The sequence below is a fragment of the Pseudomonas sp. G5001 genome (genome assembly GCF_013385475.1).
Lineage (GTDB): Bacteria > Pseudomonadota > Gammaproteobacteria > Pseudomonadales > Pseudomonadaceae > Aquipseudomonas.
Window position 1 is genome coordinate 1 of record NZ_JACAPZ010000050.1, and the last position, 25,988, is coordinate 25,988.

Genomic DNA, 25,988 nt, shown 5'->3' on the forward strand with positions numbered 1-25,988 from the left:
CCGAGCCACAGCGAGGCGCCGACAGGCGGGGCAGAGCCCTTTGCTTACTTTGGGGCTTTTCCAAAGTGAGCCGCTGTAAGAGCGGAACCATAGGTGGCCGTTACCGAAAAAACGGATATGTACTCAAACCAATCGCCAAAAAAAACGGCCTCATCTGGAGGCCGTTTCTCATCACATCTCAACGCTTAGGTGCGCATCCCACGCCCACTCACCAGCAACCGCGCACACCCCACATACAGCACCACAGTCGCCACCAGCATAAAGGTGATCGCCACACTGATCTTGATATCCGAAACGCCCAGGATCCCATAGCGAAACGCGTTAACCATATGCAACACCGGGTTAGCCAACGACACCGTCTGCCAGAACGGCGGCAGCAAGGTGATCGAATAAAACACCCCACCCAGATACGTCAGCGGCGTAAGAACAAACGTCGGAATAATCGAAATATCATCAAAGTTGCGCGCAAACACCGCATTGATGAACCCCAGCAACGAAAAGATAGTCGCCGTCAGCACCACCACCAACAGGGTGATCCCGAGGTGATGCACCTGCAAATGGGTAAAGAACAGCGACAGCAACGTCACAATCACCCCAACCATCAACCCGCGCAGCACACCGCCCAGGGTGTAGCCGATCAAAATCGTATGAGGCGACACCGGCGACACCATCAATTCCTCGATGGACCGCTGGAACTTGCTGCCAAAAAAGCTCGACACCACGTTGCCGTAGGAGTTGGTAATCACCGACATCATGATCAACCCTGGCACGATGTACTCCATATAGGTGAATCCACCCATATCACCAATCTGCCGACCAATCAGGTTACCGAAGATCACGAAGTACAAAACCATGGTGATCGCCGGCGGCAGCAAGGTCTGCGGCCAGATCCGGGTAAAGCGCTTCACTTCGCGATAAACGATAGTCTGCAGCGCGACAAGGTTGGGTTGCAGTTCCGAACTCATACCGCCACCTTCGCCAGATTTTTCTCCACCAGGGACACAAACAACTCCTCAAGGCGATTGGTTTTGTTACGCAGGCTCAGCACCTCGATGTTCTGGGTAGCCAATTGGCCAAACAGCGCGGTGATGCCCACGGCTTTGTCCACCTGGACTTCCAGGGTGTGGCTGTCCACCAGGCGATTCGGGTAGCCGATCAACTGGGGCGCAACCGTCATGTCGTTTTTCAGGTCGAGCAGGAAGGTCTCGACGTGCAACTGGCTCAGCAAATTACGCATGCTGGTGTTTTCGACAATGGTGCCGTGGTCGATGATGCCGATGTTGCGGCACAGCTGCTCAGCCTCTTCCAGGTAGTGCGTGGTGAGGATGATGGTGATGCCTTTCTGGTTCAGCTCGGTGAGAAACGTCCACATCGAACGACGCAGCTCAATGTCCACGCCCGCCGTCGGCTCGTCGAGGATCAGCAGGCGCGGTTCGTGAACCAGGGCGCGAGCGATCATCAAGCGGCGCTTCATGCCCCCGGACAGGGAACGCGAAGGCACGTCGCGCTTGTCCCACAAGCCCAGTTGCGTGAGGTATTGCTCGGCGCGTTCCTTGGCGATCTTCGGCGGGATGCCGTAGTAACCGGCCTGGGTCACGACGATGTCGAAGGTCTTTTCAAACTGGTTGAAGTTGAACTCCTGGGGCACCACGCCGATGCTGCGCTTGAGCGCCGCCGGGGATTTGTCCAGGTCGTTGCCAAAGATGTTCACCGTACCGGTGGTCTTGTTGACCAGGGTCGAGAGAATCCCGATGGTGGTGGATTTGCCGGCGCCATTGGGGCCGAGCAAGGCGAAGAAATCACCTTCGGCGACGTCCAGATCGATACCACTCAGGGCCTGGAAACCGTTGCCGTAGGTTTTGGTTAGCTGCCGGATGGACAGAGCGGAACTCATATCGGATTACGCACCAAAGAAGAGGAATAGAATTGTTACATGAGGGCAGACCGCACGGAATACAACGGCTGCGCGTGACAAGCATGGTGCTTGTCCGCGCCGCACAAGTACAGTAACCCGTATTAATAGTCGGTATCAGGTCAACGCGGTCATGACCGATTTCTGATAGGCCGGGCGCTGGCGCAGCCGCTGGTACCAGGCTTCCAGGTTAGGCATCGACGGGCGTTCGATGGGCATTTCGAACCAGGCATAAATGAAGCTGCCCAAGGGAATATCGCCCATGCCGATCTCGCTGCCGGACAGGTAAGGTTGCGTGGCCAAGGCCTGATCCACCGTCTGCAAAACGTCGATGCAGGCCTGGCGACCGGCGTTGATGGTGTCCCAGTTCTGTTTTTCAGCCGGGGTTCGCAGCACGCCCCAGAACACGGTCTTGAACGGTTCGGCCAGGGTCGAGGTGGTCCAGTCCATCCACTTTTCAGCGTTGGCCCGGGCTTGCAGCTCGCTGGGGTACCAGTTCGAATCCGGCGCATGTTTGGCGGCCAGGTAGCGCACGATGGTGTTGGATTCCCACAGCACAAAGTCGCCGTCTTCAATCATCGGCACCCGGCCATTGGGGTTCCGCGCGCGGTATTGCGGCGTGTCGACCACACCAAAAGCCCCGCCCGCATCAATTGCCTCATAGTCCAGGCCGAGCTCCTCGGCGCACCACAGTGCTTTCCTGACATTTGACGAATTTTTACGACCCCAGATTTTCAGCATGACCGCCCCGATTTTGAAAAAGATGGTTGGATGAATGCCGGGGCAGCATACGCCGGATCACGTTCGGCTTAAATCACTCTGCATGTCCCCCAGCAGGATCGGCATCTGCTCGCCAAACAGGTGCGGGTAACATTTCTGGATGTGGGCGAAGAAGAATTCCTCGGGCACCTCGGCAAATTGCCCATGGTCCACCACGTACTCCATGGAGCGCTGGCCCTTGCGGTTGAAGGCGTGGAAAACACTGTCATGAACGCCATCGAAATCCAGCGGCGGCACATCGAACAGTTCGCACAGTTGCTGGTTGAACGCCGGCGTGGCCTTGACCCAACGGCCGTCCAGATACAACTCGGTATAGCCATGCATGGCAAATACGTCACTTCTGAGCAGCTCGATCAAACGGGGCGTCGAGAGGTGGTTACGCACGTCGGCCAGGCCGATGCGCGCCGGGATCCCGCAGTGCCTTGCGCACGCCGCCAGCAATGTTGCCTTGGGCACGCAATAACTCTCGCCGGCCGCCAGCGCGAAGCTCGCGCTGAGGGTTTGCGGGTCGCGACTGAAGGTATAGGGGTTATAGCGCACCGCCTCGCGCACAGCGTAGTAAAGACTGACTGCCTGGTCACGAAGTGCGGCACTCGAACCGCGATGTTTTTCGGCGAACTCCACCACCGCAGGGTGGTCACTATCGATGAAGCGGCCGGGATTCAAGTACGCATTCATGAGGTTGATCTCCGAGGCAAGCCTTGAGTCTAACCACAGGCCTGCTCTCTGCGATAACGACGATTCGGCCAAATGTCGGCGCCTGGTGCTGATCATTGCCGGCACACCACGTAACACCCTCGTCACCCCGCTTGTTCGGATGCCGACTAAGCTCTGAGGTGATTTCGCACCTGGTTTCACGGAGGATTGAATATGCTGTTGTTGTGGATACTGGTTCTGGTGGTGGGCATTGCCTACCTGGCGCACCGGCGCATCGCGCCCCTGCCCGCCATCGGCGTGGTCGCCGTCTACCTGTTGGCGATGGGCGCCTTCAGCCACGCACCAGGCTGGTTGCTGCTGATCTTCTGGGTACTGATCGCCGTGGTAGCCGCCCCGCTGCTGCTACCGGACCTGCGCCGCAAGTACTTCACCGCGCCGCTGTTCAACTGGTTCCAGAAAGTCCTGCCGCCGATGTCCGAGACCGAGCGCGATGCCATCGACGCCGGCACCGTATGGTGGGACGGCGAGCTGTTCAGCGGCCGCCCCGACTGGGACAAGCTGCTGGCCTATCCCAAGGCGCAACTGACTGAAGAAGAACAAGCCTTCATCGACGGCCCTACCGAAGAACTGTGCGCCATGGTCACCGACTGGGAAATCGGCCAGGCCATGGACTTGCCACCCGCTGCCTGGGAACACATCAAGCAGCACGGCTTTTTTGCCCTGATCATCCCCAAGGAGTTCGGCGGCAAAGGCTTCTCCGCCTACGCCCACTCCCAGGTCGCGATGAAGCTGGCAACCCGCAGCGGCGACCTCGCCTCCACGGTCATGGTCCCCAACTCCCTGGGCCCGGCCGAATTGCTGCTGCACTACGGCACCGATGAACAACGCAACCATTACCTGCCACGCCTGGCCCGTGGCGACGATATCCCGTGCTTTGCCCTGACCGGCCCACTGGCCGGTTCCGATGCCGGCTCCATGCCCGACACCGGGGTGATCTGCAAAGGCGAATGGGAAGGCAAGGAAACCCTCGGCCTGCGCCTGAACTGGGAAAAACGCTACATCACCCTCGGCCCGGTAGCGACCTTGCTCGGCCTGGCCTTCAAGGCCCATGACCCGGATCATCTGCTGGGCGACAAAGAAGACCTCGGTATCAGCCTCGCGCTGATCCCCACCGACACCCCGGGCGTTGAAATTGGCCGCCGCCACCTGCCACTGGGCGCCGCGTTCATGAACGGCCCCAACTCCGGCAAGGATGTTTTCATTCCGCTGGAATTCCTGATCGGTGGCCAGGAAATGCTCGGCAAGGGCTGGATGATGCTGATGAACTGCCTGTCGGTAGGCCGTTCGATTTCCCTGCCTGCCGTCGGAACGGGCGCGGCCAAGTTCACCAGCCTGGTGACCGGCCAGTACGCCCAGGTGCGTGAGCAGTTCAACGTACCGCTGGCGGCCTTTGAAGGCATCCAGGAAGCCCTGGCCCGCATCGGCGGCAACGCGTGGCTGATGGACAGCGCGCGGATGCTCACCGCCAACGCGGTCGACCTCGGGGAGAAACCCTCGGTACTGTCGGCGATCCTCAAGTACCACCTGACCGAACGCGGCCGCGAATGCATCAGCCACGCGATGGACGTACACGGCGGCAAGGGCATCATCATGGGCCCCAACAACTACCTGGGTCGCAGCTGGCAGGGCGCGCCGATCTTCATCACCGTGGAAGGCGCGAATATCCTCTCGCGCAACCTGATGATCTTCGGCCAGGGTGCGATTCGTTGCCATCCGTTCGTGCTCAAGGAAATGGCCCTGGCCGGTCGCGAAGACCATGACCAGGCGCTGAAGGAATTCGACGGCCTGCTGCTGCAGCACATCGGCTTTGCCGTAGGCAACGCCGCCAGCACCCTGGTGTTGAACCTCGGTTTCGGTCACTTCGAAAAGGCTCCGGGCAACAGCCTGAGCCAGGGCTATTTCCGCGCACTCAACCGTCAGGCCGCGGCGTTTGCGATGCTGGCGGACCTGAGCATGATGCTGCTGGGCGGCGAGTTGAAACGACGCGAACGCCTGTCGGCACGTCTTGGTGATGTGCTGAGTCACATGTACCTGGCATCGGCTGCACTCAAGCGTTATCACGACCTGGATTCGCCAGACCACCTGGAACCGCTGTTCGCCTGGGCCATGGAAGAGAGCCTTGGCCACTCCGAGCGTGCACTGGATGAACTGCTGACCAACTTCCCGAGCAAGGTGTTGGGTTGTCTGTTGCGGGTGATCGTGTTCCCGTTCGGCCGCCGTCATAAAGGCCCGTCCGATGCGCTGGATGCCGAGGTGGCCGCAGTGCTTGGTCGCGCCAAGGGTGACCCGACCCTGGAAGCGGTGCTGGCGGGCTGCTATCGCCCACAGTCCGCAGAAGATCCGGTGGGCGCCCTGCAACACGCCTACGACCTGTTGGCCGACAGCCATCCGTTGCAGAAAAAACTCCACGAAGGCCTCAAGAGCGGCCAGGTCAAACCGACCGCGGGCGAACACGCCATCGATGCCGCGCTGCATGCCGGCGTGCTGCAACCGGCCGAGGCGCAAACCCTGCGTGACGCCGAAGCAGCGCGACGCAAGGTGATCGACGTGGATGATTTCAGCAAGGAAGAGCTGAGCCAGGCTGAGGGAAAAGTCCGCTGATCCCAGCGGTCATATAAAAACGGGTAGAGTGCCCTGCCTCACAAATACTGATCCCTTTTGACGGCGTCTGTTGTCGTCATGCTGCGTTGCCGCTCCTCGCCATAGCAAGCTATGACTCGTCGCGGCGCCTTGCCTGACAACAACAGCCACTCGTCAAAAGGAATCGTATTTGTGAGGCAAGGCACCGAGCTATATACTCTCGCGCCCGTTTTGCTCTTGAGGACTTATCTCGTGTCCAACGTCGTTGCCGATCATCTCGTCTTGCTCGACCACCTGCGCAGCATCCTGGTTGCCGTCGGCGAAGCCGAACAGGTTCCCGAGGAAAGCCACCTCCTGTTCCTGGAGCGCTTCGATGAACTGCGCGCCTTGCTGCCCATCGACCCGATCGAAAGCCAGTACCTGGGCCAGGACATGATGAGCCAGGTCATCCTGCGCTACCCGCAAATTGCTCACCTGGTACCGCGCGACCTGCTGTGGTTCTTCGGTGGCGACTGCCTGCACTTCATGCCCGACGACGAGCTGGACCTGTACCAGGCCCTGGAAGAACGTCGCTTCGAAGCTGAACAGAACGACGAACCGTTCGACTGGAACCAGGAAAAGCAGTTGTTGGCCATGTCCAATGACCAGCCCAAGCACTGATCTCAGGGCTAACGCAGATCAAATGTGGGAGCGGCGGTGCGACGGTTCGACTTGCTCGCGAATGCGGTGGTTCAGTCAATATTTTAGGTGACTGAACCACCGCATTCGCGAGCAAGCCCGCTCCCACATTTAAACTGTATTCCTACCGCTTATTCAGCGTCGGCTCTCTCTCCATGCACTCCACCAGATAATCAATAAACACCCGCAACTTCGGCGGCAGGTACCGCGTCGGCGAATGCAGTAGCCACGCATCCCCGTGGTACGACGCAATGAAATCCCACCCCGGCAACACCTGCACCACCTCCCCCGCCTCCAGCGCATGCCGCGCCGTGAAATACGGCAAGCTGCCAATCCCCACATGTTGCAATACCGCATCCAGCCGCACGCCTGTGTGATTCGCCGCATACCGCCCGCGCACGCCCACCGTCACCGCCTTGCTGCCCTGGCGAAACTTCCAGCGCGCATCCCCCGGCGTCTCACCCAGGTAGATGCAACTGTGCTCCAGCAAATCATGGGGATGCTGCGGCGTACCATGCTCCGCCAGGTACCGCGGCGTGGCGCAGATCAAATGCTCGATCGGCAGCAACTGGCGCCCCACCAACCCCGGCGGCGGGCTGTCGGTGATGCGGATGCTCAGGTCGACATTGTCGTCAATCAGGTCCACATGCCGGTCCTCCAGGATCAACTGCACGTCGACCTTGGGATAACGCCGCAAAAACTCCGGCATATGCGGATGCACCACAAAACGCCCCACCGCCTTGGGCACGCTGACCCGCACCAGCCCTTCGGCTTCATGGGTGTATTGGCCGCTGATTTCCATCACCGACCGCGCAGCACTGACCATTTCCTGGCAGCGCTTGAACACCTCTTCGCCGCCTTCGCTGAGGCGCAACTTGCGCGTGGTGCGTTGCAGCAGGCGAGTCGCCAGGGCCTTTTCCAGGCGTGAGATGCTGCGGCTCACGGAGGACGGTGATGCTCCCAGTTGGCGCGCGGCCTCGGAGAAGCTGCCGGTTTCCACCACCTTGACGAAAATCGCCATTTCGCCCAGCAGCGGCAAGGGAAGATTGATGCTCATGACGCACAAGTCCATTGAGATTTGAACGGATTATCACCCATTGGCGCACTTCTTATACTGCCGGTTAGAAACCCTGATGCGGATATAAATGATGACCCAGCGCCTGTTTTTTACCCATGACCACCTGAATGCCGAACTTGAAGTGCTGGGATGCACACCTTTTGATAACCAGTTTGCGGTAATCCTGCAGTCCACAATCTTCCATCCACAAGGTGGCGGCCAGCCCTGCGACACCGGCTGGCTCGGGGCAAGCCAGGTGTTGAAGGTGGTGCAGGAAGGCGATCATGTCGTGCATTACGTAGACCGCCCCGTGTCTCCCGGGGTGATACAGGCACGCGTCGATGAAGACCGCCGCACCTTGCACACGCGCCTGCACTCGGCCGGGCATCTGATCGGCAATGCCGGTGAAACCCTGGGCTGGATGCCGATCAAGGCTCATCACTGGCCGGGCGAAGGCAAGATCACCTTTATTCGCGGCACCTCGGCCCAGGCCATGGACGCCGAAGCGATCCAGCGGCAAGTCGACCAATGGATCGCCGCCAACCTGCCGCGCCATATGGCCCTGGATGACGGTACGCGGCAAGTGGGTTTTGGCGACCTGCCGGCCTATGCCTGCGGCGGCACGCATGTGCAGGCATTGGGGGACGTGGGTCAGGTGACGATCCTGGCCCTCTCCGAGAAAAAGGGTGCATTGTCGGTGCGCTATACCCTGAACTGACTAAACCGCAATCGCCCCCGCCCTGCCCGGTTCCACCACAAACGACTTGAGGGTCGAGACGCTGGCGTTCGGATCCCGGGGATCGGAAATCACCCGGAAGTTCGTCAGCATATTCCTCTCCTCAAGCGCCACCGACACATAGCCGCGCTGGCGGCTGTCGAAAAACTTCACATGGGGATTGAGGGGCAGGATCGCACTGAACGCATCAAATGGTGGCCCGTCAGACGTCACCGACGTGCCGACAAACTCGGTCGCGACCACGGGCGAATCCGGATTCCCTGCGTCAGCGTGCAGGTCCGTCGTCCAGAACGAGTGAATATCGCCGCCCCAGAACACCGGGTTATTCACCTTTCTGCGCACCATCGACGCAAGCATCCGCTCACGGTTGGCCATGTAACCATCCCAGCCATCGGTCCAGCGGCCGGGCTTGTGGTTGGTCAGGTCACGTTGCGTGAGCGGCGCGACCAACAGGTCCTGGGCGATCACGTTCCATTGTGCCCGGGACTCGGCAAAACCCTGATCCAGCCAAGCCTCCTGCTCCCAGCCGAGCATGGTGCGACGGGGATCGCGCAGGTCAGCACAGGTGTTCGCGGCCACATGTCCCTTGTGGCTGCCATTGGCCAGGATGCATGGCTGCTCGGAGCGGTACTGACGCCCATCCAGCACATGGAAACGCGCCAGCCGGCCGTAGTCCAAACGCCGATAGAGGCGCATGTCCGGCCCGCGCGGCAGGCTGCTGGCCCGCAGCGGCATGTGCTCGTAGAAGGCCTGGTAGGCCGCCGCCCGCTGCTTGAGAAAACTCGTCACCGGGATGTTCGGGTCCTGGGACCACTGGCTGGCATAGTCGTTTTGCACTTCGTGATCGTCCCAGGTGACCACACTGGGCGCCGCAGCATGCAGTGCCTGCAAATCCGGATCGGTCTTGTACAGGGCGTAGCGGTTGCGGTAATCCACCAGATTCAACGCATTGCCGCTGCCGTGGGGGCGGATGATCTTGCCGGAATCAGCCGCGTAGGAACTGTCATAGATGTAATCCCCGAGGAAAAACACCAGGTCAGGCTGCTCGGCGGACAAATGCCGATAGGCGCTGAAGTAGCCTCGCTCCCAATGGGAGCAGGAGACAAAACCCAACTGCGCCGATGCCATGGCATGCACCGCCGGCGCTGTGCGCGACTGGCCCACCGGGCTTTGCGCACCGAGGCCCTCGAACTGGTACCAGTAAGGTCGACCCGCCTCCAACCCGCTCACTTCCACATGCACCGAATGGGCGAAACGCTCGCTGGCCATCACCTCGCCCTGGCGCACAACGTGCGTCATCGCTGCATCGCGGGCCACCTTCCAGCGCACCGGCACCGCTCGGTTCAGGCCACCCCGACCGTCGGCGGCATTGAACAGCGGCGCGAGGCGCGTCCAGATCACGAAACCATCGGGCAATGGATCGCCTGACGCCACACCGAGGGTGAAGGGATAGTCGATGCCTGCACTACGGGCAAACGGGCTGAGGATCGAAAACGCCGTGGCAACTGCAAGCCCGCCCAGTACGCGACGGCGATCGTGATTCACACTCATCAACTGCGCTCCTTCCAAGCATCCCGCACCGACCAAAACAAATGCTTGTGTAGCGTTCTTACCACTGGCAGCAGGGTGGATAAATGCGGCAGTGCAATGCTCATGCAGGGGGACTCGCGAAATAAATTCTCCAAGAATGTACCCGCGTCGTGTCAGTTTCATTACGTAGATAAATAGACCCACGAGTCGTCTGTAAGACGCGTCCTAGAGCCTTAAAAGCTTAAATTAAAGTTAACCATTCGGTCATTTTTGGTTGCTAGCGTGTCGCCCCTAATCAACTGCGGGGTAGCGGAATGAGAACTTGGGATGAACCCAAAAAACGCAAGGCACACATCGAACTGATCCCGATGATCGACGTGATGATGTTCCTGTTGGTGTTTTTTGTACTGGTGAGTTTGAACGTGATTCCGGCCCTGGGCATGAAGACTCAGCTGCCGAGCGCCAGCAGTTCACAGCAGCTCAAGCCGCAAAATAAATTCATCCTGACCCTGGGCCTGGAAGGTCAGCTGCAGCTCGATGGCAAGGACCTGACCGTCGACGCGCTGGTGCCTGCACTCAAGGCCGGCGAGAAGCCAGACACCAAGTCGACGATCATCGTCAACAGCGACAAAGGCGTGGAAGTGTCGCGCCTGGTCGAGGTGATGGACACCCTGCGCCTGGGTGGCTTTACCTCTGTCTCCATCGCCACGAAAAAGTCCTGATCATGTATGCCTTGTTTCGTGCGCGTCGGCTGCTGGGCAGTGTCCCGGCCCTGATCGCCCTGGTGCTGATTGCACTGGGTATCCAGTCCCAACCCCTGAAGATCCAGCCGCAGTACGACGAGTCGGCGGTTGAACTCGCGCTGGTCGAGCCGGAGCCGGAAGTGGTCCCCGAGCCCGTGGTGGAAGAACCGCCGCCACCGCCGCCGGTGATCGAAGACGAGGAGGCCGAACCTGCCCCTCCGCCTCCGCCACCCAAGCCGATCCCCAAACCACTGCCAAAGCCTGAGCCCAAGCCAAAACCGGTGCCCAAGCCCGTGGTCGCCAAGCCAACGCCTGTGCCTGCGCCAGCTCCGGTGGCCGCCAAGCCGGTGCAAGCCGCTCCCGCTCCCACGCCAGCACCCGCTGCGCCACCGGCGCCGCCGAAAGTCGACGGCCAGGCACTGGAAGGCGGCTACCTCAAGGGCTTGCGCAACGAGTTGGACACCTACAAGCAATACCCCACCGGGCGCCAGGCGTCCCTTGAACGCCCGAGTGGCGAGGTGGTGGTCTGGTTAATGGTGGACCGCCAAGGCCGCGTCCTCGACTCCGGGATCCAGACCCCGGCGCCGAGCATGCTGCTCAACCGGGCCGCCACCAACAGCCTGCGCCGTATCAAGCAGGTGAAACCGTTCCCCGAACAAGCCTTCGGTGGACGTAACGAGCAGCGCTTCACCGCCACCTTCAACTACAGCGTGCAATAAGCACACACCACCAGGACGACAGTGATGAAGTTCACCCGGATTCATCTGGCACTCGTTGCCGCGACGAGCATGACCCATGGAGTGGTCATGGCAGATACCAGCGACAGTGACGTCGGGACTATTGGGGTACAGGGCAAGGCAACCGCTGGGGGCGGTTACATGGTCCAGGAAGAGAGCGCCAAGGGCCGCTCGACCATCACCAAGGAAGCATTGGACAAACAGACGGCCACTGGCAACGCCATCGACAAGCTCAAGTACACCCCGGGCCTGAACATCTCCAGTGAAGACAACACCGGCCTCTCGGGCTTCCGCTTCACCATGCGCGGCATGAACTCCGACCAGGTCGGTATGTCGGTGGACGGCATGCCGATCAACGACTCCGGCAACTACGCGTTGTACTCCAACCTGTTGGGCGACCCGGAAAACATCGACCAGATTTTCGTCACCCAGGGCTCGTCGGAAGCCGACGGCCCGCACATCGGTTCCAGCGGCGGCAACATCGGCATCGTGACCATTCGCCCCACCAAGGAAACCGGCGCCTTCGTCAAGCAAGTGGTCGGCAGCAACGCCACCCGCAAGACCTTCGCCCGCCTCAATACCGGTGAAGTCAACGGCCTGAGCAACTGGCTGTCGGCCTCCCACACCGAAGGCCAGATGTGGCGCGGCTCGGGTGCCGTACGTGCGGACAAGGTGGAGTGGAACAGCTTCTTCGACGCCGGCAACGGCAACACCGCCAACCTGATCCTCAAGTACCACGAGCAGGACAACAACAGTTACAGCCAGTTGACCAAGGCACAGTTCCAGCAGTACGGCCGCAAGTACGACCCGTACCCGGCGACACCGGCGGTGGGCGCCAACGGCAAGGTCAGCAGCTACTACGACCTGGCGCAGAACCCGTTCCAAACCTTTACCGCCGTGCTCAACACCCAGTACAAGCTGAGCGACAACCTGTCCCTCTCGGTGATCCCGTATTACTACTACGGCAACGGCAGCGGCGTGGGCTCCTCGGCCTATGCGCTGAACAGTGGCTCGAACAAGGGCGGCGTTTTCGACCTCGGCAACCTGCCGACACAGGCTCAATACAACGCCGACGGTTCCGCGACCACCGGCGTCTACTACCGCCCTTCGCGCACCCAGACCTGGCGCCCGGGCATCACCACCAAGCTGAACTGGGACCTGGGCGACCACAGCCTGCAATTCGGCTACTGGTATGAACGCGCCCGCCAAAGCCAGACCCAACCGTTCATTGCCCTCAAGAACAACGGCAAGCCAAGCGATACCTGGCCCGACGGCAACTCCGTGGTCGACGCCAACGGCAACACCGTACAGGGTCGCGACCGCTACACCGTGACGCCGGCGCAAAAGGTCTGGACCCAGGACACCTGGTACATCAACTCGGACTGGACGTTGATCGCGGGCATTGCCTACATGAACGTCGAGCGTGACGGCACCAACCACGGCAGCCTCACCGAGCAACCCGGCAAGGCCAGCCAGACCTACAACAAACTGCTGCCCAACGCCGGCCTGAAATACCAGCTCGACGAGCGTGACCAGTTGTTCTACAGCCTGTCGCGCAACATGCGTATTCCACAGAACTACGTGCTGTACGACAAAGGCGTCGGCTCCCTCGACTCCAAGCCGGAACTCAGCTGGAACCAGGAACTGGGCTGGCGCTACACCGGCGAAGACAGCACCCTCGCCGCGACCCTGTTCTACATGCAGTTCAAGAATCGCCAGCTCACCTCCCTGGACAGCAACGGTGATTCCGCCGACATCAACGCCGGCACCGTCATCAACAAAGGCCTGGAACTGGAGTGGAGCGGCAAGCTGCCGCACAACTTCAACTACTACACCTCCTACACCTACACCAGCTCCAAGCAGCAGGACGACCTGACCGTCTACAGCGCCGGCAAGCCGATCGTGCTGCCCACCAGCGGCAAGCAGTTCGCCAACGTGCCGACCAACATGCTGGCGGCCAACATCGGCTATGACGACGGGCGCTTCTACGGCACCTTCGGCGGCAAGTTCACCAGCAAGCTCTATGGCGACCTGACCAACGACGAAGCCATCTCCGCCCGCACCATCTTCAACCTCGGCGCCGGTATCTACCTGCCGGTGGACAAGAAAGTCGTCAAGGACGCAACCCTGCGCCTGAACGTCGACAACCTGTTCGACAAGAAGTACCTGGACGGCGTGTACACCACCAAGACCAACTCGGCGAGCTACAGCGGTTTCCGCGATGGCGACCCGGCCTACATCGTTGGGCTTGACCGCACCGTCACCGTTTCCCTGGAAGCCAATTTCTAACTGCGAGGCTCAGCATCATGGACATGAACCTGCTTCACCAAATCACCTTTTATGTGATGTACGCCGCACTGGCGATTGCAATCTTCATCACCATCGAACGTGGCATCTACTTCGCCTACGTGCGCCGCCAGGCCCGTGCATTGACCGAAGTGCTGGGCGCCAATGTGCACAGCGAACGCGACCTGCCGGAAAACCTGACTCGCCGTGACAGCCTGCCGCTGAGCATGGTGCTGCCGATCCTGGCGCAGAAGGCGTCCCATGGTTCGCGCAAGGACCTGGACGACGAGATCGAAACCCAGTACCTCAAGACCCGCGCGCCGCTGTCGCGCAGCCTGTGGATCATCGAAACCATCACCACCGCCGCGCCGCTGCTCGGCCTGCTGGGGACCATCCTCGGCATCATCGACACCTTCAAGGCGCTGGCCAGTGCCGGTGTGTCCGACCCGGGCCAGATTTCCGGTGGTATCGGTACGGCCCTGTTCGCCACGGGTTTGGGTATCGCCATCGCGCTGTTCTGCGTGGTGTTCCACAACTTCTTCCAGGACAGCCTGGAGCGTATCAACGACCAGCTGAAAATCCTGCTGATCCGCGCTGCAACCGGTGCCCGCGTGCAGGGTGAAGTGCCGCACCTGGTACCGACCCCGCTGCACACCCGCACTGCGTGACCTTCCCGGGGCGGGCGCATCATGCGCCCGCCCTTTTTTTGCCCGATGAGACGCCTATGTCCATATCGCTGAAATTACGTATCGCCGGCCTTGCAGGCCTGCTCCTCAGTCCGCTTGCCCAGGCGGACTTTTCAATTCCGGGATTTGAGTTGGTACACACCGTGCCAGTGGACACCCAACTTGGCACCGCCGATCTGCGCCAGCCCGGCCCCGTGTGGATCCAGCTGTTCGACGGCGCGAAAAGCCGCATCGACATCGGCCAGTTCTACGCGGCCGACCATCCTGGCTCGGTGATGGACAAGGTGATTGAACACCTGGAAGCCGCCGGCAAACGCGGGGTGAAAATTCGCTTCCTGCTGGAAGAAAAAGGCGTGCGGCTGTCGGAAGCCTCGACCCTGGAGCGCCTGAAAGCCATTCCCAACCTGACCTTCCGCATCCTGCCCTATGGCAAGCTGAGTGGCGGGATCATCCACGCCAAGTACATGGTAGTGGATGGCAAGCAGGCGTTTATCGGCAGCCAGAACTTCGACTGGCGTTCGCTGGAGCATATCCACGAAACCGGGCTGTTGATCAGTGATGCAAATGTCGTCGCCCAGACCCAGGCCATTTTTGAACAGGACTGGCAGGCCCAGGCTGCGTTGGCCGACAACCAGCCTGTTGCCCTGCCCGCCACAGGCGCCACACCGGCACGCACCGGCAACTACCTGGTAGCCAGCCCCCAGCGCTACAACCCGCCGGGTGTGGGTGATTCGCAGCTGGAACTGCCACGTCTGCTGGGCGAGGCGAAAAAGGAAGTGCGCGTACAACTGCTGGACTACGCGCCGCTGTCCTATGGACCTGACAGAACCCGGCCTTACTACGCGATGATCGACAATGCAGTGCGTGCAGCGGCAGCGCGCGGGGTCTCGATCAAGTTGATGGTATCCAACTGGAACACCGAAGTACTGGAATTGCCGTACCTGAAAAGCCTGGCGGTGCTGCCGAATGTCGAGGTCAAGATCGTCACGCTGCCCGAGGCCAGGCAAGGATTCATTCCTTATGCGCGGGTGATCCACAGCAAGACCATGGAAATCGACGGGCAAGTGGCGTGGGTGGGCACCAGTAACTGGCTGGGGGGTTATTTCGATAACTCGCGCAACCTGGAAGTGGTGATGCGCAGTGAAGCGATGGCCAAGCGCGTGGGAGATTTACACGAACAGCTGTGGGACGGGCCGTACGCCAAGGCACTGGACGCGACAAGCGAGTACCCGGAGCCGCATCCGGGCAAGCCGTGAGCCGTTGCCTGCAAATCCCATGATTTGCGGGCAATGTCACATTGCCAGATATGAATGTTGCACTTTTCCGCCGTTGCGCTGACCAACCCTGCACACCTCATGGATGGAGAGCAGGGATGAACACCACACGCAATGGACTGTACGGTACGGCGCTGGTTTGGGCGGCCATCGGGCTGCCAGGTTGTGCCAATTCCATGACCTCCACCGGGGTGCCGGGGGTGAAGATGGGCGACAGCTATGAGCAGGTACTCGCCGTGGTCAGCCGTGACAATACGGTGACCAGGAAGATCGACGGGCAGGGATTCCGGGCTGAGGGTTACTCGCAGACATTCAGGGATTGTCGCAGCACATATTTTATCTTCCAGGGCGCCGATGGCTTGCAGATGGTCAGCCATGAGCCCGCGCCGCATCTGTCGGTCAGCCAGAACTGCCGCCAGCCATGAGCACTTTACGTGTCATTCCCGCCCTGTTCCTGTTGCTCCTCAGCGGCTGTGGCCAGATATATAACGTCCGCTCCCTCAACACCGCCTATACAGCGCCACCGTCTGCCGAGACGGCGCGCTTGCGCATTATCAGCGACGGCATGGTGCGCGCAGTGCCCGGGCGCGATTGTCTGGACTGGAATGTTCCCGGAGCAGGCGTGATGGTGTCCGCCAAATCCGGCTTCGCCGACCGCAATGGCGCAAGCCTGGGGATGCCGGGGCCGATTTACACCTGGGACGGTGCGGTGTCGTCCGAACAGGTGATTCCGGCGAACACGCCCATTGCCTTTCATTACCTTGGGTTGCCGCAATATGGCCGGCAATGTTTCAACACCATGACCTTTATCCCCAAGCCCGGCATGGACTACATGGTGCGAGCATCAATGTCCGGGAGTTGCTCATTCGAGCTTGCTGAGCTGCCGAAAGGTGCCGAACGATGGAGTCCGATTGAACCGACGCCGTCGGGAAGGCTGTCGATGTGCCATGCGATGGATAATTTCTAGCGGTACAAACGCAACGTGGGCCGAGGCATTGCACTGCGGCTCACAAAAAACCCACAAACAAAAACGCCGATCATTGCTGATCGGCGTTTTCGTTAAATATGGAGCGGGAAACGAGACTCGAACTCGCGACCCCGACCTTGGCAAGGTCGTGCTCTACCAACTGAGCTATTCCCGCAAATGGCGTCCCCTAGGGGACTCGAACCCCTGTTACCGCCGTGAAAGGGCGGTGTCCTAGGCCACTAGACGAAGGGGACACGCTACTGAAACACATGGTGTGTATTTCAGTGCCCAGAGATTAAATCCGAAGATTACGCCCTGGTTTCACTCAGTGCCGCCCGAGGGCAACACTGCTTAAATTTGGAGCGGGAAACGAGACTCGAACTCGCGACCCCGACCTTGGCAAGGTCGTGCTCTACCAACTGAGCTATTCCCGCATATGGCGTCCCCTAGGGGACTCGAACCCCTGTTACCGCCGTGAAAGGGCGGTGTCCTAGGCCACTAGACGAAGGGGACACACGTACAACATTCACTCCCTACCGCGTTTCGCTGTGTGCTTTACGCTGTAAGTGGCGCGCATTCTATGGATGGATTGGGAGGTCGTCAACCCCCAAGGATAAATTTATTTAAATCAATGACTTCGCCGTGGTTTACGGGGGTTGCAAGGGTTTCTCGCCGTCCAGGCTTTGGCGCCTATATTCTGGCGTTCCACAAGGCGCTATAGTTCGCCACAGCAAATGATGGCAATGTGCATCTACGCAGGGACTGCCCCGCTATATAGAAGAAACTACTGACGCAACTGGTCGCTCAGTCCTATCCGGTCACTGCACCAGTCACTACACTTCAATGCAAACCCCATAAAGAGGTCACACCGGTGACACCACTCATGATCACCCTGCTGGTAATAGCCGGGATCGTAATACTGATCGCCATTGGCTACATGAACCACGTGGTGGAAAACAATAAGCTGGAAAAGAACCGGACCCGGATCGAACTCAATGACCGGCTGCGCCGCTGCGGCGAAATCACCGAGACCTTCCCTGGCCAGTTGATGACGCCGCGACTCAAGTTGCTGCTGACCCGCCTGGAGCTCAACGTCAATCAGCGCCTGCTGAACCTCGACAAGTCCAATGCGTCGCTCAAGGCACGCATCACTGAACTCAACGCGCTGGTGGCCCAGGGCGAATCGATTCCGGTGAACAACCCGCCAGGCCCGATCCAGACCGAAGCCAAGGCCAAGGATGTACGTTTCCTGCTCGAAGCACTGCATGGCCAGGTGACCCGAGCGGCCCAGGACGGTTTCCTGCCGACCAATGAAGCCAAGCACTGGATCAAGGAAATCCGCCATATCCTGGTGCTGCTGCACATCGAGTTCTTCAACAACCTGGGCCAGCACGCGCTGCAACAAGGCCAGCCGGGCCAGGCTCGCCTGGCGTTCGAACGCGGCGTGCAGTACCTGCGCAAGCAACCGGAGCCGGTGGTGTACAGCCAGCAGCTGCAATTGCTCGAGAAACAGCTGGCGCGCGCCAACTCCATGGTGCTGTCCAACCTTGAACCGGCTGAAGACGAGGTCAACGAATTGACCGAAGGCTTGAAAGTGGTGGATGCGGACGCCGACTGGAAGAAGAAAGCCATCTACGACTGATCCCCTGCCATTGTGGTGGGCGGCAAACCCGCTCGCCACATGCCATCACTCTGCACCTATCCCCTTCCCCTCGAATAGCGTAAAAAAGGCCCCTCTCTCCGTTAACGAAAAGGGCTTCGCCATGCCTGTCGTGCTCATCGATGGACAACCGCTGCACTACCTCGACCAGGGCACCGGCCCGGCCGTTCTCCTCGGTTCCAGCTACCTGTGGGACAGCCAGATGTGGGCGCCGCAGATCGAAGCCCTGTCGCAACAGTACCGGGTGATCGTCCCCGAGCTTTGGGGCCACGGCGAGTCCGGCGCACTGCCTGCAAACACTGCATCCCTGGACGACCTCGCACGCCAGCACCTGGCGCTGCTGGATCACCTGGACATTGCCCGGGTCAACCTCGTGGGCTTGTCGGTCGGCGGCATGTGGGGCGCACGCCTGGCGCTGCTGGCTCCCGAGCGGGTCAACAGCCTGGTGCTGATGGACACGCACCTGGGCGCCGAGCCGGAAGCCACTCGCCAATACTACTTTTCGCTGTTCAAGATGATCGAAGATGCCGGCGCCATTCCGGAACCGCTGCTGGATGTGGTGGCACCGATCTTCTTCCGTCCCGGTATCGACCGGGAGTCGGCCTTGTACCAGGATTTCCGCAACGCACTGCAGGCCTTCCCCAAGGAACGCCTGGTGCACAGCATCGTGCCCCTGGGCCGGATTATCTTCAGCCGCGCGGATGTGTTGGCACAACTGGCGCGCCTCGACACCGACACCACCCTGGTGATGTGTGGCGAGCAGGACAAGCCACGCCCACCGGCCGAATCAGAGGAAATGGCGGCCTTGATCGGCTGCGCGCTGACGTTGATTCCGCACGCCGGGCATATCTCCAGCCGGGAAAACCCCGATTTCGTCAACGAAGCGCTGCTGACCTTCCTGGCCAACAACGCCTGACCGCCCTGCCCTTTGATCACCGCAGGCCTACGGTGATCAAAGGCGGAAGTGCCCGACCATCCCCTTAAGCTCCGTACCCAACTGCGCCAGCTCGATGCTCGACGCTGCATTGCCCTGCATGCTCAACGCCGATTGATCGGCACTCGCACGGATGCTGGTGACGCTGCGGTTGATTTCCTCGGCCACCGAGCTTTGCTCTTCGGCCGCTGCGGCAATCTGCTGGTTCATCTGCTGGATCAACGACACCGCCGCCGCGATGCTGCCCAGGGCGCTTTCGGTTTCCAGGGCATCACTGACCGCCAGCTTGACCAGTTCGCCGCTCTGCCTGATCTGCTGCACCGAAGCCTGCGCAGCGCTGCGCAAGGTACTCACCAACCGTTCGATTTCCTCGGTCGATTGCTGGGTGCGCTTGGCCAGCGCCCGCACCTCGTCGGCCACCACGGCAAAACCGCGGCCCTGCTCGCCCGCCCGCGCCGCCTCGATGGCCGCATTCAGCGCCAGCAGGTTGGTTTGCTCGGCCACGCTCTTGATCACCTCAAGGACGGTGCCGATAGTCTGGATCTCCGCGCTCAGGCTTTCGATGCTGGTACTGGCGGAGGTCGCGGAGCTGGCCAGCAACTCGATACGCTGCAAGCTCTGGCGCACCACCTGCTGACCGCTGTCGACCTTGTCATCCGCCGTCTGCGCCGCCTGGGCCGCTTCTTCGGCGTTGCGCGCCACATCGTGCACGGTGGCGGTCATCTGGTTCATGGCCGTGGCCACCTGCTCGGTTTCTTCCTTCTGGCTGCTGACCTCGATATTGGTCTGCTCGGTGACGCTGGACAGCGAATGGGCCGAGCTGGCCAGTTGCTCGATACCCGCCTGCAACCCGCTGACCATGCTGCTCAGGCCGCTGCTCATCTGTTGCATCGCGAGCATCAACTGGCCCATCTCGTCCCGGCGACTGACTTCCATACGGCCACTGAGATCACCGGCGGCAATCTGCTGGGCCACTGCAATCACGCTGCGCAACGGTGCAACGATCAAACGGGTAATGATCCACGCGGCAATCAGCCCGACCAATAACGCCAACGCCGAAGAACCGATGATCAGCAACGCGCTTTTCTTCAACTGCGACTGCATCGACAGGTCTTCTGCGTCGTAGGCCTGATTGACCCGGGTGACCACTTCGGCTGCGCGCTCGTGCAACTGCTTGTAGACGACTTTTTCCTGGGCCAGCAGCCCGGTGTATTCGCCGAGTTTTTCGCTGAAGGCCGCGATATGCCCGGACACTTCGTTAAGCACGGTTTGGTAGCCAGGATCCTTGACGGTGGTTTTCAGCTGTTCGACCTGGGCCAGGGCCTGATCGGCCTGCTCGATCTTGCCCTGCTCGGCGTTCTCGTCATCGCCCTTGCGGCTCTGGTCCAGGCGCACGTGCGCTTCGTTCATGGCCTGCAGCATCAGGCGCGAGACCTGGCTGACCTGCCCCGCCTGCTCGATGAATTCGGCACCTTCCTTGCCCTGGCTTTCCTTGAGGCCATAGGCGCCGTCGTCCGCCAGCCCGGCCTGCAACACATCAAGGTTGTTGGCGACACTGGAGACCGACCAACTGGCCATTTCCAGCGCCAGGTCCTTGGTCTGGGTCAGCTCGACAAACTCATCGAACGCCTTGCGATACGCCGCCAGCGCCTGCTCGACGTCGCTCATCACCGGGACATTGGCAGGCGACTGGGCCTTGAGAATTACCGCCTGGGCCGCCAACGCGTCGACACTTTCGTGCAAGGCGTCCACCGACTTGGGGTCGGCATGCAACGCGTAGTCCTGCTCGATCAAGCGCACCTTGAGCAAGCCGCTGTTGAGCGCCGACATGGCTTTAAGGCCCTCGAAGCGCTGGCCAACGGTTTGCAGCGACCATACGCCAATTGCGGCCACCAATGCCGTCAACAGCAGTACCAGGGCAAAGCCCAAGCCCAGTTTCTTGGCCATACCGAGGTTGGCAAAACGTCGTTGCACGGCAGAAATCATTGCACTTGAGTCCTCTTGCAATGGCGAATGCCATCAAGCCAGGTTTCGATGCAGCGAGATTCGCAACCCCGGGGCACTGAATACAAGGGTTTGGCGCCACAATAATGGCAAAAAGCTACATCCTCGTCGTTTTCAGAATGGTAGAGGTCGATCCTGCCGGCCCCATAGCCTTGAACAACGCCAGTGCACGCTGATCAGAAGCGTAGGCCACATTGATGCGCAGCCAGTCGCTGGATTCGCCCGTCGGGCTGAAAAGCGTCCCCGGCGTCAGCAACACCCCCAGCCGGCGAGCCCGTGCCTGCACGGTGGAACGGTCGCCGACACCAGGGCGCGCCCAGAGGAACATGCCCCCCGCCGGCACCGCAAACACCTCCCACTCTTCGTCTTCCAGCACCTGCAGGGTCATGGCCATTTCCGTGCTCAGCCGCCGGCGCAGGCGTTGCACCCACTTGCGGTAGGTACCATTGGCCAGCAACGTCGCCACCACCGCCTCGGCAAACCGCGAGGTGCCGATGCCGGTCAAGGTCTTGACCCTGGCCAATTGCGCGATGATCGCCCCGCTGGCCGTGAGGTACCCCACCCGCAAGGCGCTGCTGAGGGTCTTGGAAAAACTCGAGACATAGATCACCCGGTCCTCGTGGGGCAACGCCGACAACCGGGTGCACGTGGCATGTTGCAGGTCGCCATAGACGTCTTCCTCAATGATGAAGAAGTCCTGGGAATGGGCCAGTTGCAGCAAGCGCTCGGCCACCGCCAGGGACAGGCTGGTGCCGGTGGGGTTGTGATACAGGCTGTTGATGAACAGGCACTTGGGCCGGTGCCCGCGCAACAGCGCTTCCAGGGCAGGCATGTCCGGGCCGCCACGGGTGCGCGGCACTTCCAGCAGCTTGACACCGTGAAAGGCCAGTTGGCGGTAAAGGTTGCCGTACCCCGGGCTTTCCACCACCACGGTGTCGCCGGCCTTGAGCAGCGTGCGGATCAGCAGGTCCTGGGCGTGGCTCGCGCCGTGGGTGGTGAGGATATGCTCGACCCGGGTTGCCACCTGGATGTGCGCCAGGCGCTTGAGCAGTTGTTCACGCAGGGCCGGCAGCCCCAGCGGCGTGCTGTAGTTGAAGACGGCCGCGGTGTCGGTGCGGGTGACTTCACGAATCGCGTAACTGATGTCGTCGCTCTCGCGCCAGGTGTCCGGCAGCCAGCCGCATCCCAGTTTCAGTTCGCCCAGTTGATTGTCGATGAAGGCGCCCCACCCCGACTCGGCGCCCTCATACCATTGGTTTTCACCGCGAAGACCACGCTCGGCTAGTGGCTGGGCCACACAGAAACCGGCGCCTTGCCTTGAGGCCAGCACACCTTGGGCAACCATCCGCTCGAACGCCTCGATGACGCTGGACTGACTGAGCAGGTTCTCGTGGGCCAGTTGCCGCACCGAGGGCAACCGCGTCCCGGGGCTGGCGCCGCTCTCGCGAATCCAGGCGGCCAGCGCACTGACGATTTGCTGCACTACCGGTACAAGGGCTTGTCGATCGATCCCTAAATCCATGAGCCACTCACTTAAACTGTTGTCATTTAACCCAAACCAGTTAAGCACAGAAGCCCAATGACAGCCGCGATCAAGATTTATTAAATCATTGATTTAATTGAATTATTTACCTAGTGAAACACATTCAGGTGAGGCATCTGGCCACCTGCGGAAAAAACCCACAGCGCCTCCAACGCTTTTCTGAATGGCATCCGCCTCACTTCCTAAATCGCGGTCGCGCCACCGTCCACCGCCAATGCCTGGCCCGTGGTGAAGGCAGCACCGTCGCTGCACAGATAAAGCACTGCGCTGGCGATCTCCTCGACCTTGCCGATACGCCCGACCGGGTGCATGGCGGCGGCAAATTCGGCTTTGCGCGGGTCGGCTTCATAGGCACGGCGGAACATATCGGTGTCGATCACGGCCGGGCATACCGCGTTGACGCGGATTTTCTTTTTCGCGTACTCGATCGCCGCCGACTTGGTCAGGCCGATCACCGCGTGCTTGGACGCGGCATAGATACTCATCTTTGGCGCCGCCCCAAGTCCTGCCACAGAAGCCGTGTTGACGATGGCGCCGCCGCCCTGAGCCAGCAGCAACGGCAGTTGATACTTCATGCACAGCCACACGCCCTTGACGTTGACGCCCATGATTGCGTCGAACTCATCCAGGCTGCCGTCCGCCAGCTTGCCCTTCTCGATCTCGATCCCGGCGTTGTTGAAGGCATAGTCCAACCGGCCATAGGTGGCCACGGTCTGCTGCATCAACTGCTGCACGTCCGCTTCGAGGGTGACATTGCAGCGCACAAACACCGCTTCGCCACCGGCCTGATGAATCAGCGCCACAGTGCCCTCGCCGCCAGCCGCGTCCAGGTCGGCGACTACGACTTTCAAGCCTTCAGCGGCGAACGCCAGCGCAGTGGCGCGGCCAATGCCGGCGGCCGCACCGGTCACCAGGGCGACCTGGCCGGAAAATGTCATGCTCATGGTGGATGTTCCTTCGATGGGGATGCTCGATGACCCCAGTCTAGCCAGAGCCACCATCGGCGCGTCAGCACTATCAAAAGCCCGGTTGGCGAACCATGAGCCGCAGTGATAACGGCACCGGCATCACTATCATTGCAGTGGATCGGTGGGCATTCGCAGGTGCCGCGCACCTTGCCGGTGCAGCCCGAAGGGTCTATCACTCAAGGTCCACTTCTCAAGAGTCGCTGCCATGACTGCCCAGACCAACCGCCAATTCCTGCTCGCCAAACGCCCGGTCGGCGCGGCCACGCGGGACACCTTCACTTACCAGGAAGTGCCGGTGGGTACACCCCAGGACGGCCAGGTGCTGGTGCACAACGAATACCTGTCCCTGGACCCGGCCATGCGCGGCTGGATGAACGAGGGCAAATCCTACATTCCACCGGTGGGTATCGGCGAAGTCATGCGCGCCTTGGGCGTAGGCAAGGTGATCGCGTCGAACAACCCGAAATTTGCCGTGGGCGACTACGTCAACGGTGCCTTGGGTGTGCAGGATTACTTCCTCGGTGAGCCGCGGGGTTTCTACAAGGTCGATCCGAAACTGGCGCCGTTGCCGCGTTATCTGTCTGCGCTGGGGATGACCGGCATGACCGCTTACTTCGCCCTGCTGGACACCGGCGCGCCCAAGGCCGGCGAGACCGTGGTGATCTCCGGCGCGGCAGGCGCGGTGGGCAGCATTGCCGGGCAGATTGCCAAGATTAAAGGCTGCCGCGTGGTAGGCATCGCTGGCGGCGCCGACAAATGCAGGGTCTTGGTGGATGAACTGGGTTTTGATGCAGCCATCGACTACAAGAACGAAGACGTGCATGCCAGCCTCAAGCGCGAGTGCCCGAAAGGTGTGGACGTGTATTTCGATAACGTCGGCGGGGACATTCTCGATGCCGTGCTCAGCCGCCTGGCATTGAAAGCCCGCGTTGTGATCTGCGGCGCCATCAGCCAGTACAACAACAAGGAAGCTGTCAAAGGGCCAGCCAACTACCTGTCACTGCTGGTCAATCGTGCGCGCATGGAAGGGTTTGTGGTGATGGACCACGCGGCGAATTTTGCCGCTGCCGGGCAGGAAATGGCCGGCTGGATGGCTCAGGGCAAGCTCAAGAGCAAGGAAGATATAGTCGAGGGGCTGGAGACGTTCCCGGAAACGCTGATGAAACTGTTCAACGGTGAGAACTTTGGGAAGTTGGTGTTGAAGGTCAGCTGACACACCGCAGATCGTTCTGCACACACGGTTAATGTGGGAGCTGGGCTTGCCCGCGATGCAGGCGACTCGGTGTTTCAGTGATACCGAGGCGATGCTATCGCAGGCAAGCCAGCTCCCACAGAGACCGTGGTCGCTTTAGTCAGGCAATCTCGGCAACTACCGCTGCCAGCGCCTTGGCCGGGTCGGCCGCCTGGCTGATCGGGCGACCGATCACCAGGTAATCGGAACCGGCATCCAGGGCCTGGCGCGGGGTCAGGATGCGACGCTGGTCGTCCTGGGCGCTGCCCGCCGGGCGAATCCCCGGGGTCACCAGTTGCAACGCCGGGTGGGCGGTCTTCAACGCCTGCGCTTCCAGCGCCGAGCACACCAGGCCGTCCAGGCCAGCCTTTTGCGCCAGGGCCGCGAGGCGCAGCACTTGTTCCTGTGGCTCGATGTCCAGGCCGATGCCGGCCAGGTCTTCACGCTCCATGCTGGTCAGCACGGTCACGCCAATCAGCAGTGGCTTGGGGCCGCTGCGCTGATCGAGCACTTCACGGCACGCAGCCATCATGCGCAAGCCGCCGGAGCAGTGCACGTTGACCATCCACACGCCCATTTCGGCGGCGGCCTTGACCGCCATCGCGGTGGTGTTGGGGATATCGTGGAATTTCAGGTCGAGGAACACCTCGAACCCTTTGTCACGCAAGGTGCCGACAATTTCGGCGGCACAACTGGTGAACAGTTCCTTGCCAACCTTGACCCGGCAAAGCTTGGGGTCCAACTGGTCAGCCAGCTTCAGTGCGGCGTCACGAGTGGGGTAATCCAGGGCGACGATGATAGGAGTCTGGCAGGCGGACATTGGAATGGGCTCTCAGGCAAGTCGAAATCGGCGCGGATTGTAGCGCAAGCAGCGGGTTTGCGGGATCCGATGATCGGTAATTCGCGATTTAGCCGCCAGATTGCGGGCTCCCGGGCAATTGTGTCGAAACAGATACATTCCCGAC

General features: G+C 60.8%; 23 protein-coding genes, 4 tRNA genes and 1 pseudogene. 13 read left to right on the forward strand and 15 right to left on the reverse strand.

The window, feature by feature from the left end:
• Positions 1-185 precede the first annotated feature (185 nt).
• The 4 genes from HX805_RS30265 to HX805_RS30280 form a co-directional block, all read right to left on the reverse strand.
• Positions 186-965: an ABC transporter permease gene (locus HX805_RS30265; protein WP_003217229.1), complete on the reverse strand. Its 780-nt coding sequence runs from the start codon at positions 963-965 to the stop codon at positions 186-188.
• Positions 962-1,894 carry an ABC transporter ATP-binding protein gene (locus tag HX805_RS30270; protein WP_003217227.1) on the reverse strand — a complete coding sequence of 311 codons (933 nt, stop codon included), beginning with the start codon at positions 1,892-1,894 and terminating at the stop codon, positions 962-964. The genes HX805_RS30265 and HX805_RS30270 overlap by 4 nt, the downstream gene beginning before the upstream one ends.
• A 135-nt stretch (positions 1,895-2,029) precedes the next feature.
• Positions 2,030-2,653 carry a glutathione S-transferase family protein gene (locus tag HX805_RS30275; protein WP_102369632.1) on the reverse strand — a complete coding sequence of 208 codons (624 nt, stop codon included), beginning with the start codon at positions 2,651-2,653 and terminating at the stop codon, positions 2,030-2,032.
• A 57-nt stretch (positions 2,654-2,710) separates the two neighbouring features.
• On the reverse strand, positions 2,711-3,370 hold the full coding sequence (locus HX805_RS30280; protein WP_003217224.1) for a transglutaminase family protein: 660 nt from the start codon (positions 3,368-3,370) through the stop codon (positions 2,711-2,713).
• 192 nt (positions 3,371-3,562) lie between these two features.
• Between HX805_RS30280 and HX805_RS30285 the strand changes: the two genes are divergently transcribed.
• Both HX805_RS30285 and HX805_RS30290 read left to right on the forward strand, forming a co-directional pair.
• On the forward strand, positions 3,563-6,010 hold the full coding sequence (locus HX805_RS30285) for an acyl-CoA dehydrogenase (RefSeq protein ID WP_008431294.1): 2,448 nt from the start codon (positions 3,563-3,565) through the stop codon (positions 6,008-6,010).
• Positions 6,011-6,241: 231 nt separating this feature from the next.
• Complete coding sequence (locus HX805_RS30290) at positions 6,242-6,649, forward strand: PA2817 family protein (RefSeq protein ID WP_003217220.1); 408 nt, start codon at positions 6,242-6,244, stop codon at positions 6,647-6,649.
• A gap of 142 nt (positions 6,650-6,791) precedes the next feature.
• Here HX805_RS30290 and HX805_RS30295 read toward each other — a convergent pair whose 3' ends face one another.
• Positions 6,792-7,724 carry a LysR family transcriptional regulator gene (locus HX805_RS30295; protein WP_177117583.1) on the reverse strand — a complete coding sequence of 311 codons (933 nt, stop codon included), beginning with the start codon at positions 7,722-7,724 and terminating at the stop codon, positions 6,792-6,794.
• Between the two features lie 91 nt (positions 7,725-7,815).
• Here HX805_RS30295 and HX805_RS30300 point away from each other — a divergent pair, with 91 nt between their 5' ends.
• A complete protein-coding gene (locus HX805_RS30300; RefSeq protein ID WP_177117584.1) occupies positions 7,816-8,442 on the forward strand; it encodes an alanyl-tRNA editing protein in 627 nt (208 codons plus the stop codon).
• Here HX805_RS30300 and HX805_RS30305 read toward each other — a convergent pair whose 3' ends face one another.
• The gene (locus HX805_RS30305) at positions 8,443-10,011 is read right to left on the reverse strand and encodes an alkaline phosphatase (protein ID WP_177117585.1); all 1,569 of its coding nucleotides are present in this window, start codon (positions 10,009-10,011) and stop codon (positions 8,443-8,445) included.
• A gap of 293 nt (positions 10,012-10,304) precedes the next feature.
• On the opposite strand from HX805_RS30305, the gene HX805_RS30310 reads away from it, so the two are divergent.
• From HX805_RS30310 to HX805_RS30340, 7 genes are all read left to right on the forward strand, one after another.
• A complete protein-coding gene (locus HX805_RS30310; RefSeq protein ID WP_003217209.1) occupies positions 10,305-10,712 on the forward strand; it encodes a biopolymer transporter ExbD in 408 nt (135 codons plus the stop codon).
• 2 nt (positions 10,713-10,714) lie between these two features.
• Positions 10,715-11,452, forward strand: a complete 738-nt coding sequence (locus HX805_RS30315; protein WP_003217207.1) for an energy transducer TonB — start codon at positions 10,715-10,717, stop codon at positions 11,450-11,452.
• Between the two features lie 24 nt (positions 11,453-11,476).
• Entirely contained in the window at positions 11,477-13,759 is a 2,283-nt protein-coding gene (locus HX805_RS30320; RefSeq protein ID WP_008431274.1) for a TonB-dependent receptor, read from the forward strand.
• Between the two features lie 17 nt (positions 13,760-13,776).
• Complete coding sequence (locus tag HX805_RS30325) at positions 13,777-14,424, forward strand: MotA/TolQ/ExbB proton channel family protein (RefSeq protein WP_003217203.1); 648 nt, start codon at positions 13,777-13,779, stop codon at positions 14,422-14,424.
• Between the two features lie 56 nt (positions 14,425-14,480).
• A complete protein-coding gene (locus HX805_RS30330) occupies positions 14,481-15,698 on the forward strand; it encodes a phospholipase D-like domain-containing protein (RefSeq protein ID WP_177081722.1) in 1,218 nt (405 codons plus the stop codon).
• A 116-nt stretch (positions 15,699-15,814) separates the two neighbouring features.
• Positions 15,815-16,141, forward strand: coding sequence for a hypothetical protein (locus HX805_RS30335; RefSeq protein ID WP_177081721.1), 327 nt, complete (start codon positions 15,815-15,817; stop codon positions 16,139-16,141).
• Positions 16,138-16,683, forward strand: coding sequence for a hypothetical protein (locus HX805_RS30340; protein ID WP_177117586.1), 546 nt, complete (start codon positions 16,138-16,140; stop codon positions 16,681-16,683). The genes HX805_RS30335 and HX805_RS30340 overlap by 4 nt, the downstream gene beginning before the upstream one ends.
• Before the next feature lie 99 nt (positions 16,684-16,782).
• Here HX805_RS30340 and HX805_RS30345 read toward each other — a convergent pair.
• From HX805_RS30345 to HX805_RS30360, 4 genes are all read right to left on the reverse strand, one after another.
• Positions 16,783-16,858: transfer RNA gene (locus tag HX805_RS30345), tRNA-Gly, on the reverse strand.
• A gap of 3 nt (positions 16,859-16,861) precedes the next feature.
• Positions 16,862-16,937 (reverse strand) — tRNA-Glu (locus HX805_RS30350).
• A gap of 104 nt (positions 16,938-17,041) precedes the next feature.
• Positions 17,042-17,117, reverse strand: a tRNA-Gly gene (locus HX805_RS30355).
• 3 nt (positions 17,118-17,120) lie between these two features.
• Positions 17,121-17,196, reverse strand: a tRNA-Glu gene (locus tag HX805_RS30360).
• Between the two features lie 370 nt (positions 17,197-17,566).
• Between HX805_RS30360 and HX805_RS30365 the strand changes: the two genes are divergently transcribed.
• Positions 17,567-18,325 carry a hypothetical protein gene (locus HX805_RS30365; RefSeq protein ID WP_003217193.1) on the forward strand — a complete coding sequence of 253 codons (759 nt, stop codon included), beginning with the start codon at positions 17,567-17,569 and terminating at the stop codon, positions 18,323-18,325.
• A 121-nt stretch (positions 18,326-18,446) separates the two neighbouring features.
• Positions 18,447-19,259 carry an alpha/beta fold hydrolase gene (locus HX805_RS30370; RefSeq protein WP_177010083.1) on the forward strand — a complete coding sequence of 271 codons (813 nt, stop codon included), beginning with the start codon at positions 18,447-18,449 and terminating at the stop codon, positions 19,257-19,259.
• 36 nt (positions 19,260-19,295) lie between these two features.
• Here the strand turns inward: HX805_RS30370 and HX805_RS32715 are convergent, their stop codons facing one another.
• The 4 genes and pseudogenes from HX805_RS32715 to HX805_RS30385 form a co-directional block, all read right to left on the reverse strand.
• Positions 19,296-20,177 carry a methyl-accepting chemotaxis protein gene (locus HX805_RS32715; RefSeq protein WP_371315662.1) on the reverse strand — a complete coding sequence of 294 codons (882 nt, stop codon included), beginning with the start codon at positions 20,175-20,177 and terminating at the stop codon, positions 19,296-19,298.
• A pseudogene (locus tag HX805_RS32720) lies at positions 20,157-21,263 on the reverse strand (HAMP domain-containing protein); the annotation flags it as partial. The pseudogene HX805_RS32720 and the gene HX805_RS32715, both read right to left, overlap by 21 nt.
• Before the next feature lie 115 nt (positions 21,264-21,378).
• Entirely contained in the window at positions 21,379-22,803 is a 1,425-nt protein-coding gene (locus HX805_RS30380; protein WP_177117587.1) for a PLP-dependent aminotransferase family protein, read from the reverse strand.
• 203 nt (positions 22,804-23,006) lie between these two features.
• Positions 23,007-23,768, reverse strand: a complete 762-nt coding sequence (locus HX805_RS30385) for an SDR family oxidoreductase (RefSeq protein ID WP_008431261.1) — start codon at positions 23,766-23,768, stop codon at positions 23,007-23,009.
• A gap of 229 nt (positions 23,769-23,997) precedes the next feature.
• On the opposite strand from HX805_RS30385, the gene HX805_RS30390 reads away from it, so the two are divergent.
• Positions 23,998-25,005 carry an NADP-dependent oxidoreductase gene (locus tag HX805_RS30390; RefSeq protein ID WP_177117588.1) on the forward strand — a complete coding sequence of 336 codons (1,008 nt, stop codon included), beginning with the start codon at positions 23,998-24,000 and terminating at the stop codon, positions 25,003-25,005.
• Between the two features lie 139 nt (positions 25,006-25,144).
• Here the strand turns inward: HX805_RS30390 and pyrF are convergent, their stop codons facing one another.
• Positions 25,145-25,843 (reverse strand): orotidine-5'-phosphate decarboxylase, encoded by a 699-nt coding sequence (gene pyrF, locus HX805_RS30395; protein ID WP_003217180.1) that lies wholly within the window; start codon positions 25,841-25,843, stop codon positions 25,145-25,147.
• Positions 25,844-25,988: the final 145 nt, after the last annotated feature.

Coding starts and splice junctions, on each gene's coding strand:
- HX805_RS30265 (WP_003217229.1), bottom strand. CDS start 965: ATGAGTTCGGAACTGCAACCCAACCTTGTCGCGCTGCAGACTATCGTT.
- HX805_RS30270 (WP_003217227.1), bottom strand. CDS start 1,894: ATGAGTTCCGCTCTGTCCATCCGGCAGCTAACCAAAACCTACGGCAAC.
- HX805_RS30275 (WP_102369632.1), bottom strand. CDS start 2,653: ATGCTGAAAATCTGGGGTCGTAAAAATTCGTCAAATGTCAGGAAAGCA.
- HX805_RS30280 (WP_003217224.1), bottom strand. CDS start 3,370: ATGAATGCGTACTTGAATCCCGGCCGCTTCATCGATAGTGACCACCCT.
- HX805_RS30285 (WP_008431294.1), top strand. CDS start 3,563: ATGCTGTTGTTGTGGATACTGGTTCTGGTGGTGGGCATTGCCTACCTG.
- HX805_RS30295 (WP_177117583.1), bottom strand. CDS start 7,724: ATGAGCATCAATCTTCCCTTGCCGCTGCTGGGCGAAATGGCGATTTTC.
- HX805_RS30300 (WP_177117584.1), top strand. CDS start 7,816: ATGACCCAGCGCCTGTTTTTTACCCATGACCACCTGAATGCCGAACTT.
- HX805_RS30305 (WP_177117585.1), bottom strand. CDS start 10,011: ATGAGTGTGAATCACGATCGCCGTCGCGTACTGGGCGGGCTTGCAGTT.
- HX805_RS30310 (WP_003217209.1), top strand. CDS start 10,305: ATGAGAACTTGGGATGAACCCAAAAAACGCAAGGCACACATCGAACTG.
- HX805_RS30315 (WP_003217207.1), top strand. CDS start 10,715: ATGTATGCCTTGTTTCGTGCGCGTCGGCTGCTGGGCAGTGTCCCGGCC.
- HX805_RS30320 (WP_008431274.1), top strand. CDS start 11,477: ATGAAGTTCACCCGGATTCATCTGGCACTCGTTGCCGCGACGAGCATG.
- HX805_RS30325 (WP_003217203.1), top strand. CDS start 13,777: ATGGACATGAACCTGCTTCACCAAATCACCTTTTATGTGATGTACGCC.
- HX805_RS30330 (WP_177081722.1), top strand. CDS start 14,481: ATGTCCATATCGCTGAAATTACGTATCGCCGGCCTTGCAGGCCTGCTC.
- HX805_RS30335 (WP_177081721.1), top strand. CDS start 15,815: ATGAACACCACACGCAATGGACTGTACGGTACGGCGCTGGTTTGGGCG.
- HX805_RS30340 (WP_177117586.1), top strand. CDS start 16,138: ATGAGCACTTTACGTGTCATTCCCGCCCTGTTCCTGTTGCTCCTCAGC.
- HX805_RS30365 (WP_003217193.1), top strand. CDS start 17,567: ATGATCACCCTGCTGGTAATAGCCGGGATCGTAATACTGATCGCCATT.
- HX805_RS30370 (WP_177010083.1), top strand. CDS start 18,447: ATGCCTGTCGTGCTCATCGATGGACAACCGCTGCACTACCTCGACCAG.
- HX805_RS32715 (WP_371315662.1), bottom strand. CDS start 20,177: ATGCTCGCGATGCAACAGATGAGCAGCGGCCTGAGCAGCATGGTCAGC.
- HX805_RS30380 (WP_177117587.1), bottom strand. CDS start 22,803: ATGGATTTAGGGATCGATCGACAAGCCCTTGTACCGGTAGTGCAGCAA.
- HX805_RS30385 (WP_008431261.1), bottom strand. CDS start 23,768: ATGAGCATGACATTTTCCGGCCAGGTCGCCCTGGTGACCGGTGCGGCC.
- HX805_RS30390 (WP_177117588.1), top strand. CDS start 23,998: ATGACTGCCCAGACCAACCGCCAATTCCTGCTCGCCAAACGCCCGGTC.
- pyrF (WP_003217180.1), bottom strand. CDS start 25,843: ATGTCCGCCTGCCAGACTCCTATCATCGTCGCCCTGGATTACCCCACT.